The following is an 18,993-nucleotide window of genomic DNA, read 5'->3' on the forward strand; positions in this document are numbered from 1 at the left end:
GCATCGGATCGTGCGGCTCGCCCCGCCGGCCTGATATCCCGTCCGGTGAACCGACGGCGGGCGGATGACGTCCTTAACGGTGTGAAACCCGTCCACTGGTTCGGCGTCGCCGCGGCGACGGTCATGGTCCTCGCGGCGGTCGTCCTGGTTCCGGGCACGGTCGGCGCGCCGGGGCCACCCTTGCCGGCCACGTGTCCGCAGCGATGGGACAGCAACAAGATCGGCGACTGGGTGCCGGATGCCGCCGCCCTCGACGGGGTCGAGGACTCGCTCGTGCCCGGTACGCCGGCCAGCGCATTGATCTGCGCCTACCCCGGGCAGAACTCGAATCCGGGCGGCGAGTCGCTCGCCGGATCCCGGACCCTGACCGACCAGGCCAAGCCGATGGCCTACGCGCTGGGCTACCTCCCGGTCACCACCGATCGCGTCGGGAAGGTGTGCACGCTGGTGGGCGGGCACATGACGAACTACCTCATCCGGTTCGCCTACCCCGATGGCCAGGCGTTGTGGGTGGGCAGCGCTGAGGAGGTCAACTCCTGCGTCACGACCACCAACGGCACGGTCGTCACCAGTTCCTACGTCGGGCCGAGCATCACCGCCGCCTACCGCACCGGGACCTGGAAACTCCTCCAGCGGGAGAGCCCTTGCAACCCGGGGACCGGAAGGCGGGGCCAGAACGAGCGGATGGTGCCCGACGGGGCGATCAAGGTGCTGGTCTGCCGGGACGAACAGATCGGCAGCTCCACACCCCGCCCGTCTCATGCGCCGGAGCATGGGGAGCAGCAGGCGCGTGAACTGGCGGCGGAGCTGAACTCGCTGGACGCCGAACCGGGCGGGAACACCTGCAGGGAAGTCGGTGGTGGACGACGGGAGACGCTCTATCTGCACTTCGGTTACGAGGAGGGACCGCCGGCTTGGGTGCGGATCACTCCCCATTGTCGGCCCTCGGTGGACAACGGGATGCTTGTGGGGGATCTGGACGACGCGCTTCTCGACCGGATAGGTCGGCTGGCCCAACCTGCCTGAGACCTGCCCGCCCTGGCCAGGGCCTGCCGGACCTGGGCTGCCTGGCCGGCTCGAGGAAGAAGGCGTTATTCGCCCGCGCCGTGCTGATGGGCGGTGGCGCGACTCCGTGTCGCACTCGATCCCGGTGCCTGAGCGGAACCCCTGATGGAGGGCATCGACGTGCCGCGGTCGGCCGCGGGGCGCACGCCGCCGTCGGCGTCCAGGCCGGCCAGGAGCCGCAGGCCGTCCGCGGCGGCGCTGCCGGGGGCCGCCGAGAGCACCAGCAACTCCATGCCCGACTCATCCGGCAGCGCGAAGTTCTCCTGGTGCAGTTCCAGCTCCCCGACCAGGGGGTGCCGGAAGGCCTTGCGCCCGTACGTCCGCGCGCGCACGTCCGCGCGGGCCCACAGACGGCGGAAGCGCTCGCTGCCCATCGCCAGCTCCCCAATCAACGAGGCCAGGCGCGGATCCTCGGGGTACTTGCCGGCCGCCAGCCGCAGATGCCCGACCACGTCGAGGGTGCACTGCTCCCAGTCGGCGTACAGGCCGCGCCCGGCCTCCTCCAGGAAGATGTGCCGGGCCGTGTTGAGGCCTTTCATGGGGCGGCCGTACAGCAGCTCGGCGAGGCGGTTGCCGGCGACGGCGTCGAGGCGGTGGTCGACGATGAGCGCGGGCGCGTCGGTGATCAGGTCGAGGACCCGCCACAGCTCCGGTCGCAGCCGCCCGGTGGGCGACTTCGGCTTGCGGCGGCGCTGCCGGGCCAGGCGGTACAGGTGGCAGAGTTCGGTGTCGTCGAGCTCGAGGACCCGCGCGAGCGCGTCGAGCACCTGCTCCGAGGGCTGCGTGGCGCGGCCCTGCTCGAGGCGTACGTAGTAGTCGACGCTGACCCCGGACAGGTGCGCCACCTCTTCGCGGCGCAGCCCTTGGACCCGGCGGCGGCTGTCGATCGGGATGCCCGCCCCGGCAGGGTCGACCCGGGAGCGGCGGGTGCGCAGAAAGCCCGCGAGATCGTCCATCGCCCCAGTATCTCGCGGGCGCCGGCGATGGATGAAGGTGGCCCTGCCAGTACCAGGAAGTCGGGTCCGACGGAAGAGGCGCCCCTGAACGGCGGCCGTCCGGGTGTGCAGGATCGAAGGCATCTGATTCGAAGGAGCCGGCATGAAGACACTGATCGTTTACGCCCACCCGGAGCCGAGGTCGCTCAACGGCTCGTTGAAGGACCTGGCGGTGGCCACGCTGGAGGGGGCGGGGCACGAGGTGCGGGTCAGTGACCTGTACGCGATGCGCTGGAAGCCGGTCGTGGACGCCGAGGACTTCGGCCCGTCCGCTTCGAGCCGGCTGAAGCTCGTCGCGGACTCGGGGCGGGCCTTCGACACCGGGACCCTCACCCCGGACGTCCTTGCCGAGCAGGAGAAGCTGCTGTGGGCGGACATGATCATCTTTCAGTTCCCGCTGTGGTGGTACACGATGCCGGCGATCCTCAAAGGCTGGGTCGACCGGGTCTTCACGTACCACTTCGCGTACGGCGTCGGCGAGCACAACGACGTCAAGTACGGAGAGCGTTACGGTGAGGGGACCCTCGCGGGCAGGCGGGCGCTGCTGTCGGTGACGGTCGGCGGCTGGGAGTCGCATTATGCCGAGCGCGGGATCAACGGCCCGATCGACGACCTGCTGTTCCCGTTCCACCACGGGATCCTGTACTACCCGGGGATCGAGGTGCTGCCGCCATTCGTGCTGTACGGCGCGGACCGGACCACCGACGAGGAGTTCCCGAACATCGCCAAGGCCTGGGAGCAGCGGCTGCTGACGTTGGAGTCGACCGAGCCGATCGCGTTCCGGCGGCAGAACTTCGGCGACTACGAGATCCCGTCGCTGAGCCTGAAGGAGGGGCTGGAGCCCGCGGGCCGCTCGGGTTTCGGGCTGCACGTGCGGCCCTAGCCGCCGGCTGGCCGGCCGAGTCCGTAGAGGTGGATGCCGCCGTCGTGCTCATAACCGGTTGCGGGCCGGCCTGGGCGGGCCGCCAGAATGGACGCGTGACCGCGCCGACCGACCTGGAGTCTCTGCCCCGGCTGCTGGCGGCGTGGGATCTTCCCCCGGACACGACGGTCATCCCGGCCGAGCAGGGGACCAACAACCGGACGTTCCTGCTTCGCCGGGGGGGCCTGCGCTTCGTGCTCCAGGTCAGCCAGACCCTGTCCGCCGCGCAGGTCGGCGCCGTGCACCGGATCCTGCGGCGGCTCCGCGAGGCTGGGCTCCCCTTCCGGGTGCCTGAGCCGGTCGCCGCGCGCGGCGGGGACACGGTGATCGAGACCGCGTCCGGGCCCGCCACCGTCTGCCGGTGGATCTCCGGCGTGCGGCCCGACCTCACGGACCGGACGGCGCTCGAGCGCTTCGGCCGGGCGGCCGGGCTGCTCGGCGAGGCGCTGCTGGGCGTGCCGCCGGAGGACGGGCTGGGGGACTGGCGCGGCGACCCTCTGGCGCACCCCGCCGTGCCGCACGTCGGCGAACTCTGCCGCCGGCTGCGTGCCGCCGGGGTCGGCGCGGAGCGGGTCGCCCGCCTCGACGCCGTGGCACGCCGCGTCGGGCGGGAGTGGGCTTCGGGCGGCGGCGGGCTGCCGGCCCAGCTCATCCACGGTGACCTGGCGGCCTCGAACGTGCTGGTCGACGAGGACACCGGGGAAGTGAGAGGGCTGCTCGACTTCGAGTTCGCCGGGGTCGGCTTCCTGGTCCAGGACGTGATGGCGGCGCTGTTCTACAGCGGGGCCCTGGAGACGCGCGACTGGCGGCTCCGCACGGCGGCCTTCCTCCGGGGGTACGCCTCGGTCCGCCCGCTCGACCCCGCCGAGGCCGACGCGCTGCCCCGGCTGCTCCTGGCCCGGGCGGCCGGCAGCGCCCTGTCGCGGGCGGGCCGCTGGCTGGACGGGAAGGCGCGGCTCGGCGAGGTCACCGACCGCGTCCGCAAGCTGGAGGACACGACCCGCTGGCTAGAGGCCAACGGCGGAGAGCTCCGGTCACTGGCGGACGCCGGCGGCTGATACCGGGCTTCCGCCGGAGGTCCCGACGGGCCTCAGGTGACAGGGAGCATCTCGCGCTACTTCCTGGGGCGGGCGATGAACGTCGTGATGACGACCGCGACGGCGAGGATCACGGAGATGATGACGATCGCGACAGGCCAATCCATGACAGCCCCCCCTCATGGCTACATGGCACTCAGCTCACGACTGCCCGCGAACGGGTGAAGGTAGCGCGCGGAGCCAGGGCTTCCACGTCGCGGTGGACGATGGTGCGCCGCACCTCCGGGTAGAGGATTCCCGGAGGTCAGGACCCGGGGCCCGCGTCGATCTCCGGCGCCCGGGCGAGCCGGCACGCGATCCCGGGGAGGGCGACGAGGGAGGCCGATGATGGACGCAGCGATCGTCGTGGGAGTCGACGGCTCGCCGACCGCGTGGTCGGCACTGGCCTGGGCGGCGGAAGACGCCGAGCGCCGGCACCTGCCTCTGCGCGTCGTCCACGTACGCGAGCCCTGGCTGGCCGAGCACCCGCTCGGCGCCTCCAGCGACGAGGAGACCCGGACCGAGCGGTGCGACAGGCTGCTCGCCGACTCGGCCGCACGGGCCCGCGAGCTCGCCCCGGGAGCGCGGGTCTCGACGGCCCTGGTCACCGGCGCGGTGATCGAGCGGCTGAAGACGGAGTCCGAGACGGCCGACGCCGTGGTGGTGGGCAGCAGGGGAAGGGGCGGTTTCGCGGGGCTGGTGCTCGGCTCGGTCGGGCTGGGCCTCGCCGGGTACGCCGAATGCCCTGTCGTGGTCGTGCGAAGGCTGCCGCGCGGCGGTGGCGGCGACATCGTGGTGGGATACGACGGCTCGCGATGGGCGGACATGGCGCTGGAGTACGCCATGGCGCAGGCGGCCGCCCGCCGGAGCCGCCTGCGCGTCCTGTACGGGCAGCGGTATCCGGCCATGACCCCGCATCCCGCCGGCTTCGGGCCGCTGCCCGTCGACGAGGTCTCCGACATCAGGCAGCGGCTGATCGCCTGGCGTGACAAGCACCCCGGCATCGACCTGGTCGCGTCGACGGTCCGCGAACATCCCGTACCGGCGCTGGCAGCGGCCTCGCGGGAGGCCGATCTCGTGGTGGTGGGCTCGCGAGGGCTGGGCGGGTTCGCCTCCGCGATGCTGGGCTCGGTCAGCCACGGGATCCTGCACCGGTCGCACTGCCCGGTGGTGGTGGTCGGCGCGCTGCGGGGACGGCCGTGACCTGGCCGGGCATGCCGGTCGGCCCGGCTCTCAGCGCAGCCGGCGCAGCAGCGGCGAGGGCGGCTGATCGCAGGGCGCCAGCCGGATGCGGGCGTCCACCGTGGCCGTGCCCGCCGATGTGACGATGACCGGGTTGAGGTCCAGCTCCGCGACCTGCGGCAGGTCTTCGAGCAGCCGGCCGATGCGGGCGATCTGGTCGGCCAGGGCGGGCACGTCGGCGGGGGGTGAGCCGCGGTAGCCGTGCAGCAGCGGGGCGCAGCGCAGTTCGTCGATCATGGTGGTGGCGTCGATCACGGGAGGCACCCGGAAGGCGTGGTCGGCGAGCAGGTCGGCCATGACGCCGCCCATGCCGATCATGACGAGCGGGCCGAACCTCGGGTAGTTGACACCGCCCACGATGATCTCCACTCCCGCGGGCTGCATGCGCTGGACGATCGCGCCGGTCATCTGGGCGCCCAGGCGTGCCGCCATGTCGTGGTAGGCCCGCCGGACGTCGTCGGGGGTGCGCAGGTCGAGCCGTATGCCGCCCACCTCGCTCTTGTGCACGGGGCCGGTGGCCTTGAGCACGGAGGGCAGCCCGAGGCTCGTGGCCGCCGCGGCGGCGGACTCGGCGCCGTCCACGTCGATGGACTCCACCAGCGTGACGCCGTAGCAGGCGAGCAGGCGGGCGGCGCCGGCAGGTGAGAGCCAGCCGCCGTCCGGGCGCGCCTCCAACTCCGCGCGGACGATCTGCCGGGCGCCCTTCTCGTCGGCCGGCGGCGGGACGGGGACGGGCTCGATCGGGCGGCGGCGCCATTCGGCGTACCGCACGGCGCGGGACAGGGCCACGACGGCCTGCTCGGGGAAGGCGTAGCTGGGCACCCGGCCGTCGATCAGGCCGTCGTAGCCGACGACGCAGGCCAGCACGGTCTTGGCCGCCCTCTTGGCCGCGTCCGCGATGGCCTGGCGGGTCGCCTCGACGCCGTCGCCGAAGGGCGGTGTGTAGACGACGAGGATGGCGTCGGCGTCCGGCGAGGCGGCGAGGGCCTCGACGGCGGCGCCGATCTCGGCGGCGGTGGCGTCGGCCGTCAGGTCGACCGGGTTGCCCAGCGCGGCGGCGGCGCGGGCGTCCGGCAGCCGGACCGGCAGCTCGGGGACGAGCAGGCCGTGGCGCTCGCACGCGTCGGCGGCCATCGCCTGCGGCCCGCCGGAGTTGCCCACGATGGCGACCCGGCGCCCGGCCGGCAGCGGCTGGGCGGCCAGCAGCGTGGCGGTGTCGATCAGCTCGGAGACGCTGTCGAGGCGGATGACGCCCGCGGCGCGGGCGAGCGCGTCCACGGCCACGTCCGGGGTGGCCGCGGCGGCGGTGTGCGAGCGCACCGCCCGGCCCCCGGCCTGACCGCGGCCGCTCTTGACCATCAGCACCGGCTTGCTCTTGCCGACCCGGCGGGCGATACGGGCGAACTTGCGCGGGTTGCCGAACGACTCCAGGTAGAGTGCGATCACGCTGGTGTCGTCGTCCTCCTCCCAGTATTCGAGCAGGTCGTTGCCGCTCACGTCGGCCTTGTTGCCGACCGAGACGAACGAGGAGACCTCCAGCCGGTCCAGCAGCGCCGCCCCCACGGCGCCGGACTGCGACAGCAGCGCCACGCGTCCCCGGACGGGGCGGTGCGGCAGGAAGCTGGCGTTCAGCCAGGCACCGGTGTTGATCACGCCCAGGCAGTTGGGGCCGATGAGCCGCATCCCGGCCGTACGGCAGAGCGCCAGCAGCTCCGACTCCGCCTCGCGCCGCCCGGTCTCGGCGAACCCCGAGCTGAGCACCACCAGGCCGGCCACGCCCGCGTCCGCGCAGTCGCGCGCCACCTGCGGCACCTGCCGGGCGGGCACCGCCACGACCGCCAGGTCCACGCCGTGGGGGACCGTGGCGTGGCAGGCCAGCCCGGCGATCTCGGTGGCGTTGGGGTTGACGGGATGGATGGGCCCGCAGAAGCCGCCGTCGATGAGGTTGCGCAGCACCTTGTGCCCGATTCCGTGCTCGTCGCGGCTCGCGCCGATCACCGCCACCGAGCGGGGCGCCAGCACCCGCGCGAGCGAGGCCCGCCCGGCCTCGTGATCGCGAGCCTCGATGGCAGCGAGCAGCCTGGGGGTGGGTTCGGCGGCGACGCTGATGTGCAGCGTGCCGTCCTCGAAGCGTTGCGTCACGTTCAGCCCGAGGTCGCGCAGCACCCGGATCATCGGCCGGTTCTCGGCCAGGACGTCGGCCACCAGCTCGCGCACGCCGTGCTCGGCGGCGTCCACGGCGACGTGCTCCAGCAGCAGCGTGCCCAGGCCGTGCCCGTGTACGGCGTCGTCCAGCAGGACGCCCAGGTCGGCGCGGCCCTCACCGGAGGGGACGTACTCGGCCACCGCGACCAGCCGGCCGTGCAGGCAGGCCACCCGCGCGCGGCCCTCGTACCCCTCACTCGTGATGGCGTCGATGTAGGCGTGCGCGGTGCCGCGTCCCGCCGTGAAGAAGCGCAGGTACGCCGAGCGCTCCGACGAGCGGTCCACCAGCTCGTGCAGCGCCCCGCGGTCCGTGGGCCGCAGGCGACGCACGTGGGCGATGCCACCGTCGCGCAACAGGACGTCGTACTCATCGGACATGCTGGGCCTCCATCGGGACATGGGTCTCCCCGTGGACCGCGGCTCGATCCTCGGATCCCACGCTCCCGCGCGCCGGGCGCGCCCGGCAGTGCCGGACGGCCCTGGCGGCGCGGGCCGAAGGTCCCCTCGGCCCGGGCCACCCGGCCCTGGGCGGAGCTCCGGCTCGCTCCGACACTGAAGGTGACTGTGCACCTGCCCGCGAGAGGCGCCCGCGAACATGGACCACACCGTGTGCGCTGATGTCCGTTCCGGGAAGCATGGGTAAGGGGAGAACCGGGCGAAGGAGGCCGGAGATGGCCGGACCGATCGTGGTCGGCGTGGACGGCTCCGAGCCATCGCACGCGGCGGTGGAGTGGGCGGCGGCCGACGCCCGGCGCAGGCTGCTGCCCCTGAAGGTGGTGCATGTGTGCGAGCGGTGGCCGGCCGGCTTCGACGGCAGGGCCTACTGTCTCGGCACGCTGGAGGCCGCGGCCGACCGGGCTCGCGGGGTGGGCGGCGACGTCGAGGTCAGCGCCGAGCCGCTCGAGGGCGGGGTCGTCGACTCGCTGATCGACCTGTCGGGCACGGCTGACTCGCTGGTGCTGGGCAGCCGGGGGCTGGGCGGTTTCGCCGGGCTGATACTCGGCTCGGTGAGCATGGCGGTCGCGGGGCACGCCTCCGGGCCGGTCGTGGTCGTCCGCGCGCCCGCTGCCGCCCGGTACGGCAAGATCGTCGTCGGCGACGACGGGTCCGGACACGCGAGTGAGGCCATGGCGTACGCCCTCGAGCAGGCCCGCGCCCGCCAGGCGCGGGTGCTCGCGATCTATGCCTGGCAGGCGCCGATCGCCTCGGCGTACGCGCCGGACTACGGCAACCTGCTGGCCGACGATTTCCGGGAGGAGGCGCAGAGGGCTCGCGAGCGGGTGGAGGGCTGGCGCGAGGACCACCCCGGCGTCGAGATCATGGGCTGGCAGGTGAGCGAGCATCCGGTGCCCGCGCTCGTCAAGGCGTCAGCCGCGGCGGACCTGGTCGTGGTCGGCTCGCGCGGGCTGGGCGGTTTCGCCTCCGCGGTGCTCGGATCGGTCGGTCACGGTGTGCTGCATCGTGCCGCGTGCCCGGTCGCGGTGGTACGGCCACGCGACGAGCGGGCGGGGTGACCAGGTCCGCGTGGAGGGTGGCGGGACCCGGCCCCGCGGCGGCGCTCTCGGCGAGAGCCTCGATCAGGCGGGCACTCCCTCACTCGTGTACCCCCGTGACCGCATGCCGACAGCCGTCAAGAGCGAGCCTTCGACGGGCGCGAGCCGCTCCTGAAGGCCGACCGGCTCGCAATCGACAGCGCGGCGACAGCGGCGATGACCGCCGCGACAATGATCGTCTTGCGCATGACTTCCCCTCTCTCATTACGGATTGTGACGAACTGGTGCGTCTGTAGTTTTACCGGTTCGGTAGCGGCCAATCCCACGCATGTTCCCGGACTCACCCAATATGTGGAGCGGTCGAGCCCCTGTTGGTGCTCACGGGCTGAGATGAGGGCGGAGGCGGGCGAGCGCCCTGCCGGGGTCGGCCTCGGCGGAGAGGGCGACGGCGAGCAGCAGCCTGGCCTTCGGCGCGCCGAGGTCCCCGGCGAAGACGGCGCCCGCGTCCGCCAGGTCCGCGCCCCCGCCCGCGCCGTAGACGGGCATGACGGGGCCGCGGCGGCAGCGCGAGGTGACCAGCACGGGAACGCCCGCGGCGACGCACGCGCGGACCTCGCGGAGCACCCCCGGGGTGGGGTTTCCGGCGCCGAGCGCCTCCAGCACGATCCCGCGCGCTCCCGCCGCCCTGGAGGCGGCGAGGTGTACGCCGTCGGCGCCGACGTAGACGGGCACGATGTCCACGCGGGCGATCGGCCCGTCCAGCTCGGCGAGGCCGAACCCGGCGGGACGGACCGGGGTGGCGGTCACGCGCACGTGCCCGCCGTACACGTGGCCGATCGGGCCGTGGCCGGGGGAGCCGAACGCGTTCACGGCCACGGTGTGCGCCTTGGTGGCGAGCCGGGCGGCGTGGACCTCGCCGGCCATCGCGATGACCGCGCCGAGCCCGCGGCCCGCGCCGGCGGCCACCCGTACGGCGTCCGCGAGGTTGCGGGGCCCGTCGCCGTCAGGCTCGCCGGCGTGCCGCTGCGCCCCGGTGAACACCACGGTCCGGTCCTGGCCGAGGACCAGGTCCACGAAGTAGGCGCTCTCCTCCATCGTGTCGGTGCCGTGGGTCACCACCACGCCGTCCACGCCGGGCTCGGCGGCCGCCGCGCACACGCGTCCGGCGATCTGCCGCACGCCGTCGAGGGTCAGGTTGAAGCTGTGGACCAGCATCGCCTCGTCGATCTCGACCGTCACGCCCGCCGGGGCGGCGCCGACCAGGTCGCGTCCGGAGACCGCCACGCTGACCGCGCCTTCGAGGCCCCGACGGGAGGCGATCGTGCCTCCCGTCGTGATGACGCGAACGCGACCGCTCATCGGGGCAGCATCTCCTTCTCGCGCACGCCGGTCGCCGCCCGGACCGCGGCCCTTCTCGCCAGCACGTAGTACAGCCCGCCCGCCACCACGCTTCCCGACAGCCAGGAGAAGTCGGTGCCGTCGAGCGCCCGCGCGATGGGCCCCTGGGTGGCGGGGACCGTGCCGTACTGCCAGCTCCACGCCGCCACCAGCCCCGCGCCGAGGCTCACCATCGCCCTCCAGCTCACGGGGCCGTGCGGCGAGGCATCGTCGCGATAGAGCGTGGCCACGTCGAGCCTGCTGCGGCGCAGGACGAGGAAGTCGACCAGCACGATGCTGGCCCACGGGGAGATCCACACGAGGATCGACACCATCCACTGGTCGAACGCGTGGGCGAAGCTGTCGGCCTGGACGAAGACCGCCAGGACCACGGCGGCGACCGCACCGGCGACGAGCGTGACCTTCCACCGGGCGGCGCGGATGCCGACCGACAGGGCCGCGAGCGAGCAGGAGTAGAGGTTGAGGATGTTCGTGGCGACGGGCCCGTGCATGATCAGCAGCAGGACAGGGACGGCCATCACGCCGAAGACGCTCGTCACCAGTCCGGACGGATCGGCGCCATGCCCCGCGCCGGCGAGGTACGCGCCCAGGGCGGCGAGCCACACGGTCGGCACGTACGTGCCCAGCGCCGTGGACCAGAACACGGCACGGCCGGACGTCCCGGCCCGGACGAAGCGACTGTAGTCGGCCGAGTAGGGCAGCCAGCTGATCCCCCAGCCGATGCCGATCGCGGTGAGCAGCTGCGTCACGGCGGTGACCTTGGAGCCGGTCGTCGCCGCCGCGGCGGTGGTCCAGTCCGTGTCGGCATGGGCCACGGCGAGCACGGTCATGACCGCCATGACCAGCACGGTCGCCGGGACGGTGTACTTCTCGAAGGTGCGGATGGCGTAGAAGCCGTAGAGCGCGAGAACCAGCTGCGCGGCCATGATCACGAGCGCCACCAGGTACTTCAGCCCGGTCCCGCCGTGCACCCCCAGCTGCGCGAGAATCGCCAGCACGAGGTCGAGGACCACCCAGGTGTTGACGCCCACCCAGCCCATGGTCAGCAGGCCCTGGACGACGCCGGGGACGACCGCTCCCCGGCGGCCGAAGGCGGCGCGGCCCAGCACCATCTGGTTGACGCCGGTACGGTGGCCCATCAGGTTGAACAGGCCGAACACGGCGCATCCGGCGAGATTGCCGATGGCCACGACGGCGATCGTCTCGATCACGCTGAGGCCCAGCGTGACGCCCAGGGCGCCGAGCACCCAGTTGATCGGCGCGATGTTGGCGCCCATCCAGATCCAGAACTGCTGCCATGAGGTGGAGTCGCGCGCCGCGGGCGGGATGGGTTCGATGCCATGGGCGTCGAACCGGACCTCCGAGTGGCCGGCGGGGGTGGTGTTGCTGCTGGTCGGCATGGTGGTGTCCTCCTCCGATGTGACGCTCACACCCAAACACCCACCACCACCGCCAGGGGAGTGGACGAAGCTCTAGCAATCTCGCCATCGGCTGTTTATATTCACAGGGTGTTCACGCTGGGTTCCCTGCTCGAGGACGCTTCACTCGGACTGCGCCTGCTGGTCCCGGGCCCGCCGGGCGCGTTGGACGAACCTCTCGTGTGGGTTCACAATACCGAGCTGCCCGACCCGTTCCCGTACGTCAGAGAGCACGAGCTGGTGCTGACCAACGGCCTGTGGGCCGGTCAGGCGACACCGGCCGAGTTCGTGGCCAACGTGCGGCGGGCCAGGGCGGGCGGCATCGTGTTCGGGCTGCGCGCCGAGGTGCGGCGCACCCCCGACGAGCTGGTGAAGGCCTGCGAGGAGGCCGGGCTGCCGCTGCTGGAGATCTCCGTGGAGGTGCCGTTCACCGCGATCTCCCACGCGGTCGCCGCGCTCTACACCGACCAGCGCCAGCAGACCCTGGTGGGCATGGTGCGCAGGGGTGACGCGCTGGCCACGGCGATCTCGCGCGGAGCCGGCGCCTCCGGCGTGCTCCGCGTCCTCACCCGCGACCACGACCTGCCGCTGGTGGTGGTCGACAGGACCGGCAGGCTGCTGGCCGCCGCCGGGGCCGAGCTGGACGACGAGCAGCTGCTCATCGTGGCGGCCGGGCTGGCCAGACGGCCGCCGGCGCTGGAGCTGCGGCTGCGCGCCGGCCTCGCGGCGCTGTACCCGGTGGGCGCGGTGGGTGACGTCGACGCGGCGCTCGTCTGCCTGCGCCCGCTCTCCGCCCTCACCTCCGTCGAGCGGGAGGCCCTGGAGCAGGCCGCCAAGTTCCTCAGCCTGGAGGTGGCCAAGCAGCAGGCCGTGCAGGCCATCGAGCTGCGGTTCGCCAGCGAGCTGCTGGAGATGGTGCTGTCCGGCGGGCGGCGCGCCGGGGAGGTGGCCGAACGGCTGCGGGCGTTCGGCGTGGATCCCACGGGGCCGCTCGCGGTCTGCGCGATGGCCTTCGCCGACGAGGACGGGCCCACGCTGCACGGCCTCGCCGAGGTGGTGGGCGACTTCTTCGCGAACGAGGGGGTGCCGTCCGTGGTCGCGGGCGGCACCCAGGACGTCGTGGCCGTGCTCACCTGGCGGCAGCCGGAGGGCGAGCTGTCCAGGCTCGCCGAACGGCTGGTCCAGAGCGTGGACGGGCGCTTCCCCGGGCGGCGGCCGGTCGCCGGGCTCGGCGCCATCGCACCGCATGCGGCGGAGCTCAGGCAGCCGCTCATGCAGGCGCGGGAGGCGTGCCGGGTGCTGCGCCGCAGCCGCGGCGGACCTCCGGTGCGCAGCTTCGTCGAGCTCGGCACGCACCGGCTGCTGCTCGGCCTGGTGGACCCCGGCACGCTGCGCGGTTTCTCCCGTGACCTGCTGGCGCCCGTCAGGGAGCATGACGCCAGGCGCGGCGGCGACCTGGAGCAGACGTTGCGCACCTTCCTCGATCAGGACGGGCACTGGGCGGCGACGGCGGCCGCCCTGCACATCCACGTCAATACGCTGCGCAACCGGCTCACCAAGATCGCCGAGCTGACGGGCAGGGACGTGAGCCGCACCGAGGACCGGGTGGACCTGTTCCTCGCCCTGTCCATCGACGCCATGAGCTGACCGCCGGCCCCGGCCTCCCTCAGCCGGGGTAGATCCCGGGATCGACGGCGGGCGGTCGTGGCGGGCGTACCGGCAGACTCCGATCGGCCGCCGCCGCCTGGGCCACCTCCCTGCAGCGGGCGAACCGCACGTCACCGCACTCCAGGGCGTACTCCACCAACCGCCGCAGCGCCAGCGCCCGGCCGGGCCGGCCCGAAAGGAAGGGATGGACGCACAGGTTGAACAGGCACCGGTAGTGACGCATCCCGTCGAGCTCGGCGCGCCACAGCTCCAGCGCCTTCGCGGGCGACTCGATGACCGAGCCGACGTGCGGCGCCGGCAGGAACGCGTACTGCTCCCAGTCGTCCAGCGACCAGTGGACGGGCAGTTCCACGACGTCGCCCGACTCCGTCGGCACCCGGTACGGCCGGTCGTCCCCCATCAGGGAGGAGTCGTAGAGCAGGCCGTGCTCCGCCACGAGCGCGGCCGTCTGCCATGACGCCTCCCACAGCGCGGCCCGGTGCCCGGTGATCTCGACGCCCTGGGCGTCGAACACCGCGAGGCCGCGCTCGAAGTCCGCCCGCTCCTCCTCCGGCGTCATCGACGTGGGCGGGCGGTGGCTGTAGGAGTGGTGCGCCACCTCGTGGCCGCGGTCGGCGATCGAGGCCGCCAGCCCCGGCCGCTGCTCGGCCACCCAGCCGGGCACGAAGAACGTGGCCGGGACGCCGAGCTCGTCGAGCATCGCGAGGATGCGGGGCAGCCCCACGTCGGGGCCGTACGCCTGGTGCGACATGGTCGTCGCATGCCGTGCGTAGCCGCGTCCCTGGGCGAGAATCGGCGACTCGGCGTCCACGTCGAAGGTGAGGGTGACGACGGCCGCGGCCGTGCCGTACCAGTGGTCACTCACGCGGCTCACCTGCCCCTTGGTGCTGAGAGGTCACAGTCTGGCATCCGGCCGGGTCACGCCGGCACCTCGGCGGCGTGCCGCCACAGGCGGGCGTTGCCCAGGGTCGCCATGGGCTGCAGCATCATGTGGTCGAACTCCTCCAGCGGCACGCCCTCGGCCAGGCGACGGGGCAGGTCGGGGTTGGCCAGCGCGCCGCGCGCGACGGACACCACGTCGGCGTGGCCGTCCGAGAGCACCTGCGCCGCCTGCGCCAGGTCGTGCATGCCGCCGTTGGCGATGACCGGCAGGCCGGTCACCTGGCGTGCCAGCCCCGTGATCGTGAGGCCGCCGTCCAGCCTGGCGGTCTCGATCCAGTCGCGCCCCTCGCTGGCGATGTGCAGGTAGCTCGACCCGGCGGCGGCGAGCGCGGCGAAGATGATCCGCGCGTCGTGCGCGCCTCCGCGCCAGCGGTGGACGAAGTCGTTGACCTTGGTCTGCGACAGCCGCACGCCGACGCAGAAGTCCTCCCCGGCTTCCGCCCTGATGGCCGACACCACCTCGGCCGTCAGGCGCACCCGGTTCGCGACGGGGCCGCCGTAGGCGTCGTCGCGCCGGTTGGTGTAGTCCGTGAGGAACTGGTCCAGCAGGTAGCCGTTGGCGGCGTGCACCTCGACGCCGTCGAAGCCCGCGGCGCGGGCGCGGGCCGCGGAGGCGGCGAAGCCGCGCACGGCCTCCTCGATGTCGTCCGCGCTCATCGCCCTGGGCGCCGGCCACGGCCCGTGCCCGCCGTACTCGGGCATCTTCTCCCCGATCGGCGGCACGGCGGAGGGGCCGACGCTCTCGCTGCGGTAGCGGTTGCCCTGGGACAGGGCACCGGCGTGCATGAGCTGGAGAACGATCCGGGCTCCCGCGGCGTGCACCCGGTCGGCGATGTCCCGCCAGGCGGCCGCGTGCCGGGCCGTGACGATGCCCGGCTGGTTGAGATATCCCTGGCTGTAGGCCGTGTCGGTGTACGTGCCCTCGGTGATCAGCAGGCCGAAGCCGCCGTCGGCGAAGCCCGCGTAGTAGTCGGCCATCTCGGCCGTCGGGGTGCCGTCCTGCGCGGCGGAGACCCGGGTCATCGGGGCGACCGCGAGCCGGTTGGCCAGGTCGATGCCGCCGACCAGGGCCGGCAGCAGCGCGGGGTGTGATGCGCACATGATGGTGTCCTTCCTGCGTGTGAACGGTTGGGTCAGTTCGGGGCGCTGACGTCCATCGCCAGCGACGTCGGTCGGCTGCCGTTGATCCCGACGAGATCCTGGGGGCAGGAGGAGAGCACGAACACGCAGTCCATGGCCGCCTCGAACGTGATCGCGTCCCCCGGACGGCTGACGGCGGCCAGCCAGCTGAGCCGCCCGTCCTCGCCGACGGGTATGTGCATGAACACGTTGACCGGCTGGGGGACGAAGGGGACGGACAACCCCATCGCGGCGAGCGCGCGGCGCAGGTTGTCCGCGCACGAAGGATGCGAGCCCGTCACGCCCAGCCTGGCGTACCGGGCCGGATCGCAGGCCGCGATCAGCATGTCGTGCCGGCCGGGGGAGGTGTCGGAGACCAGCGTCAGGATCGGCCGCCGCCGGTCGGTGACGAACGGCTCGCCCGCCACGGGGAACAGCCGGCTCGTCGTGGCGCGCGTGTGGGCGGCGCTGAGGTGCTCCGCCACGTCCTCGGCGGCGAAGGCGAACACGTCGCCGACCTGGCCCCCTTCGAGGTCGACCACGCTCACGCGCTGCCCGGCGGCCAGTCGCACCGCACGCGCCTCCCGTGCGGGGACGACCGTGCGCCCTGCGGCTGATATGGATTCCATGCCACAAGGCAACCACCGGACCGCCCCGCAGGACCATAGAGGTTCATCCAGTGTTCGACCCGGAGGCTGGTCGAACACACAGCCTCCGCCGCTTCAAGGGCCCGTTCAGACTCGTTCCACCCGTGCTCGCTCTACTTGCGCGGCTGCGGCTGAGGTGCGAGGAACGCGCGCACCTCCCGCAGCCGGCGGATGTGCTCGTGGTCGCCCGGGTCGTCGCAGTCGTCGTAGGGGTCGTAGTGCACTGCCCGGATGCCGGCGGCCTGCGCGCCGCGGACGTCGGCCGGTACGGTGTCCCCGACGTGGACGGCCTGGGAGGCATCCACGTGGAGGCGGTCCAGAGCGGCGCGGAAGAACCGCGGGTCCGGTTTGTCGAAGCCCACGATCGTGCTGTCGAGCACGGCGTCCACGCACACGCCGGGCCCGTCGCCCTCCTGGCACATCCGGGCGTCGAGCAGCATCTGCGCGATCTTGCCGTCGGCCTGCGACACGATGGCGACGCCCACCCCCGCGGCCGTGATCTCGTCAAGCGTCCGTTTCGACTCCGGGTCCGGCGCGTGCCACATGTTGCGCGTACGGGAGATCGCCAGGTAGTCCTCGGCGCAGGACCGCCACCGGTCCTTGGGCACGCCCGCATAGCGGGGGAGGAGTTCGTAGTAGTCGCCGAGGGGATTCCCGCGGCTGGGAAACGCCGCGTTGTGGGCCGCATAGTGCGCGCGGATGAACCCTTCGGGGGTGTCGACGCCGCCGTGACGGGCGATGACCGGCGTCAGGAGCGCGGCGTTGGGCAGGAGGAGCACCCCGCCGACGTCGACAAGGAGGGCCACGTGGCCGCCGGTCGGGGGCGCGGGACGGTGGGGATTCATGCCGTACACATCCGATCTTGTTTGAAAAAAGTACCAGCAACCTATCGCAAATTGAAAAAATTGACGAAGGCCCTGGGGCGTGACAGCATCTGGCGGCATGACGCATACGGCGCAGGTGCCGACGGTGCTCGAGAGGATCGCAGCGGCACGCCCCACGTTCTCCGCCACCCTCATCCGAGTCGCCGACGTGGTGACGGGCAATCCCGAGTTCACGGCCGGCGTGGGGATCGTCGAGCTGGCCCAGACGGCGGGCACCTCCGTGGGCACCGTCAACCGCTTCTGCCGCGCGATCGGCCTCGACGGGTACACCGCGCTCCGGCTGGCGCTCGCCAGTGAGCTCGGGCAGGCGGCGGCCGATCTCGACGCCGATCCCACGGGCGAGATCGAGCCCTCCGCCAGTGCTCGCGACACCGTCAACCTGATCGCCGCATCGAGCGTCAACGCCATCCGCCGCACCGCGACGCTGCTGGACACCGAGGCGCTGGGGCGGCTCGCCGCCGCTGTCCACGAGGCCCGGCAGGTGCAGATCTTCGCCTTCGGGGGCAGCGCCCAGATCGCCCGTTACCTCGCCGATCAGCTCGTCGGCATCGGCATCATCACGCTCACCTCGCCCGACGTGACGACCGCGGCCGCCCACGCCGTGACCCTCGGCCCCGGTGACGTGGCGATCGCCATCAGCCACTCGGGCACGGCGCAGCACGCCCTCGACCTGCTGTCGGTGGCCAGGGAGCGGGGCGCGTTCACCGCGGGGATCACGAGCAGCGCCTACGCGCCGCTGGTCACCGAGGCCGACCTGACCCTGGTGACGACGGCCCGCAGCGCGACCGCGCGCTACCGCGGCACCGCCGGCCGGCACGCCCAGCTCTTCGTGACCGACGCCCTCTACGTGCGCGTCTCCCAGCACCGCGCGAGCGAGGCGACGCGGCTGCTGGATCTCGCCGGACAGGCGACCGCGCCCTATCAGACCCCGCCCAGGGATCAGCGGACCCGGCACCATGAGGCCGGCCGGGCCGGAGCGGGCGGCACCGCCGCGGCGACCCCGGTCGTCGTCACGGAGCAGGCCAGCCGGCGCATCCTGGTGCTCGACCCCGGCCGGGACTGGTCGGAGGAGCCGGCCGTCCTGTGGTGGTGGCGACCGGACGCGGACAGCGGCGTCGAGGATCCGGAGGGGTCGTGGCGGCTGCCGACCGACGCCCGCCTGCGGAGCGACGCCTCGACGGGGCAGCAGTACGTGCTCGTGTCGGACTCGTTCGGGCTCCTGGCCGCCGTGCGCTACCCGCAGGGCGGCGCCGTGGCCTGGTCGGTGAACGCCGGCGCGGCGGCGAATCCGCACGGCATCGAGCGGCTGCCCGACGGCAACGTCGCCGCCGCGGCGAGCACGGGAGGCTGGGTCCGGGTGTACGCCGCGAGCCAGGGGCCGCGCTCGGACCGCCATGTCGAGGACCGGTTGCCCGGCGCGCACGAGGTGCTGTGGCGGGAGGACACGCGAACGCTCTGGGCGGTCGGGGACGACCTCCTCGTGGCGTATGACGTGGGCGGCTCCCCGGCGTCCCCGACGCTGCGGCGCCGCGCGAGCCACGACCTTCCGACCGAGGGCGGCCACGATCTGCAGCCGGTCGCCGGCGATCCCGGGCGGCTCTGGGTGACGACGGTTCACGGGGTCTACCAGTTCGACACCGTCGCCGGCGAGTTCGTCGCGGGGCCTCCCCAGGGCACCGCACTCGACCGGCCCAACGTCAAGAGCGTCGGCACCGACCGCCGGTCGGGTGCCGTCCTGCAGACAACGCCCAAGCCCGGCAACGAGAGCGACTGGTGTACCGACCAGGTCGACTTCTTCGTCGGCGACACCCACCGCGAATCGAGGACGCTGCCCGGCGCGCAGATCTACCGGGCGCGCTGGTTCTCGCCTGACAGCACGTGATCCGTACGGGCGCGCCGGTTCTCGGCCGACGGCACCT

The 18,993-nt window shown here is 73.0% G+C and carries 15 protein-coding genes; 7 read left to right on the forward strand and 8 right to left on the reverse strand.

Annotated elements, in window-relative coordinates; all coding sequences use genetic code 11:
- Positions 1 to 81 precede the first annotated feature (81 nt).
- A complete protein-coding gene (locus tag FH608_RS29035) occupies positions 82 to 1,026 on the forward strand; it encodes a hypothetical protein (protein ID WP_139633790.1) in 945 nt (314 codons plus the stop codon).
- Between the two features lie 65 nt (positions 1,027 to 1,091).
- Here the strand turns inward: FH608_RS29035 and FH608_RS29040 are convergent, their stop codons facing one another.
- Entirely contained in the window at positions 1,092 to 2,021 is a 930-nt protein-coding gene (locus tag FH608_RS29040; RefSeq protein ID WP_139633791.1) for a helix-turn-helix domain-containing protein, read from the reverse strand.
- A gap of 142 nt (positions 2,022 to 2,163) precedes the next feature.
- Between FH608_RS29040 and FH608_RS29045 the strand changes: the two genes are divergently transcribed.
- From FH608_RS29045 to FH608_RS29055, 3 genes are all read left to right on the forward strand, one after another.
- Positions 2,164 to 2,943, forward strand: coding sequence for an NAD(P)H-dependent oxidoreductase (locus tag FH608_RS29045; protein ID WP_139633792.1), 780 nt, complete (start codon positions 2,164 to 2,166; stop codon positions 2,941 to 2,943).
- A gap of 95 nt (positions 2,944 to 3,038) precedes the next feature.
- A complete protein-coding gene (locus FH608_RS29050) occupies positions 3,039 to 4,040 on the forward strand; it encodes a phosphotransferase enzyme family protein (RefSeq protein ID WP_193318682.1) in 1,002 nt (333 codons plus the stop codon).
- 363 nt (positions 4,041 to 4,403) lie between these two features.
- The gene (locus FH608_RS29055; RefSeq protein ID WP_226900009.1) at positions 4,404 to 5,261 is read left to right on the forward strand and encodes a universal stress protein; all 858 of its coding nucleotides are present in this window, start codon (positions 4,404 to 4,406) and stop codon (positions 5,259 to 5,261) included.
- Positions 5,262 to 5,291: 30 nt separating this feature from the next.
- Here FH608_RS29055 and FH608_RS29060 read toward each other — a convergent pair whose 3' ends face one another.
- Positions 5,292 to 7,883 carry a bifunctional acetate--CoA ligase family protein/GNAT family N-acetyltransferase gene (locus tag FH608_RS29060; protein ID WP_139633794.1) on the reverse strand — a complete coding sequence of 864 codons (2,592 nt, stop codon included), beginning with the start codon at positions 7,881 to 7,883 and terminating at the stop codon, positions 5,292 to 5,294.
- 293 nt (positions 7,884 to 8,176) lie between these two features.
- Here FH608_RS29060 and FH608_RS29065 point away from each other — a divergent pair, with 293 nt between their 5' ends.
- Positions 8,177 to 9,019, forward strand: coding sequence for a universal stress protein (locus tag FH608_RS29065; RefSeq protein WP_139633795.1), 843 nt, complete (start codon positions 8,177 to 8,179; stop codon positions 9,017 to 9,019).
- Positions 9,020 to 9,376: 357 nt separating this feature from the next.
- On the opposite strand, the gene FH608_RS29070 is transcribed toward FH608_RS29065, so the two are convergent.
- Together FH608_RS29070 and FH608_RS29075 are read right to left on the reverse strand one after the other, a co-directional pair.
- Entirely contained in the window at positions 9,377 to 10,357 is a 981-nt protein-coding gene (locus FH608_RS29070) for an asparaginase (RefSeq protein WP_139633796.1), read from the reverse strand.
- Positions 10,354 to 11,826 carry a purine-cytosine permease family protein gene (locus FH608_RS29075; RefSeq protein ID WP_226900010.1) on the reverse strand — a complete coding sequence of 491 codons (1,473 nt, stop codon included), beginning with the start codon at positions 11,824 to 11,826 and terminating at the stop codon, positions 10,354 to 10,356. The genes FH608_RS29070 and FH608_RS29075 overlap by 4 nt, the downstream gene beginning before the upstream one ends.
- 78 nt (positions 11,827 to 11,904) lie before the next feature.
- On the opposite strand from FH608_RS29075, the gene FH608_RS29080 reads away from it, so the two are divergent.
- The gene (locus tag FH608_RS29080; protein WP_139633797.1) at positions 11,905 to 13,461 is read left to right on the forward strand and encodes a PucR family transcriptional regulator; all 1,557 of its coding nucleotides are present in this window, start codon (positions 11,905 to 11,907) and stop codon (positions 13,459 to 13,461) included.
- 19 nt (positions 13,462 to 13,480) lie between these two features.
- On the opposite strand, the gene FH608_RS29085 is transcribed toward FH608_RS29080, so the two are convergent.
- The 4 genes from FH608_RS29085 to FH608_RS29100 form a co-directional block, all read right to left on the reverse strand.
- A complete protein-coding gene (locus FH608_RS29085; RefSeq protein ID WP_139633798.1) occupies positions 13,481 to 14,347 on the reverse strand; it encodes a polysaccharide deacetylase family protein in 867 nt (288 codons plus the stop codon).
- Between the two features lie 53 nt (positions 14,348 to 14,400).
- Positions 14,401 to 15,525 carry an oxidoreductase gene (locus FH608_RS29090; protein ID WP_139633799.1) on the reverse strand — a complete coding sequence of 375 codons (1,125 nt, stop codon included), beginning with the start codon at positions 15,523 to 15,525 and terminating at the stop codon, positions 14,401 to 14,403.
- A gap of 32 nt (positions 15,526 to 15,557) precedes the next feature.
- Entirely contained in the window at positions 15,558 to 16,172 is a 615-nt protein-coding gene (locus FH608_RS29095; RefSeq protein WP_139633800.1) for a DUF1989 domain-containing protein, read from the reverse strand.
- Positions 16,173 to 16,303: 131 nt separating this feature from the next.
- Positions 16,304 to 17,035 (reverse strand): HAD family hydrolase, encoded by a 732-nt coding sequence (locus FH608_RS29100; RefSeq protein ID WP_139633801.1) that lies wholly within the window; start codon positions 17,033 to 17,035, stop codon positions 16,304 to 16,306.
- A gap of 124 nt (positions 17,036 to 17,159) precedes the next feature.
- On the opposite strand from FH608_RS29100, the gene FH608_RS29105 reads away from it, so the two are divergent.
- Complete coding sequence (locus FH608_RS29105; protein ID WP_193318683.1) at positions 17,160 to 18,956, forward strand: DUF6528 family protein; 1,797 nt, start codon at positions 17,160 to 17,162, stop codon at positions 18,954 to 18,956.
- Positions 18,957 to 18,993 lie beyond the last annotated feature (37 nt).

Origin of the sequence: Nonomuraea phyllanthi, assembly GCF_006334985.2 — a bacterium.
GTDB classification, from domain to species: Bacteria; Actinomycetota; Actinomycetes; order Streptosporangiales; family Streptosporangiaceae; genus Nonomuraea; species Nonomuraea phyllanthi.

Coding starts and splice junctions, on each gene's coding strand:
- FH608_RS29040 (WP_139633791.1), bottom strand. CDS start 2,021: ATGGACGATCTCGCGGGCTTTCTGCGCACCCGCCGCTCCCGGGTCGAC.
- FH608_RS29045 (WP_139633792.1), top strand. CDS start 2,164: ATGAAGACACTGATCGTTTACGCCCACCCGGAGCCGAGGTCGCTCAAC.
- FH608_RS29055 (WP_226900009.1), top strand. CDS start 4,404: ATGATGGACGCAGCGATCGTCGTGGGAGTCGACGGCTCGCCGACCGCG.
- FH608_RS29060 (WP_139633794.1), bottom strand. CDS start 7,883: ATGTCCGATGAGTACGACGTCCTGTTGCGCGACGGTGGCATCGCCCAC.
- FH608_RS29065 (WP_139633795.1), top strand. CDS start 8,177: ATGGCCGGACCGATCGTGGTCGGCGTGGACGGCTCCGAGCCATCGCAC.
- FH608_RS29070 (WP_139633796.1), bottom strand. CDS start 10,357: ATGAGCGGTCGCGTTCGCGTCATCACGACGGGAGGCACGATCGCCTCC.
- FH608_RS29090 (WP_139633799.1), bottom strand. CDS start 15,525: ATGTGCGCATCACACCCCGCGCTGCTGCCGGCCCTGGTCGGCGGCATC.
- FH608_RS29095 (WP_139633800.1), bottom strand. CDS start 16,172: ATGGAATCCATATCAGCCGCAGGGCGCACGGTCGTCCCCGCACGGGAG.
- FH608_RS29100 (WP_139633801.1), bottom strand. CDS start 17,035: ATGAATCCCCACCGTCCCGCGCCCCCGACCGGCGGCCACGTGGCCCTC.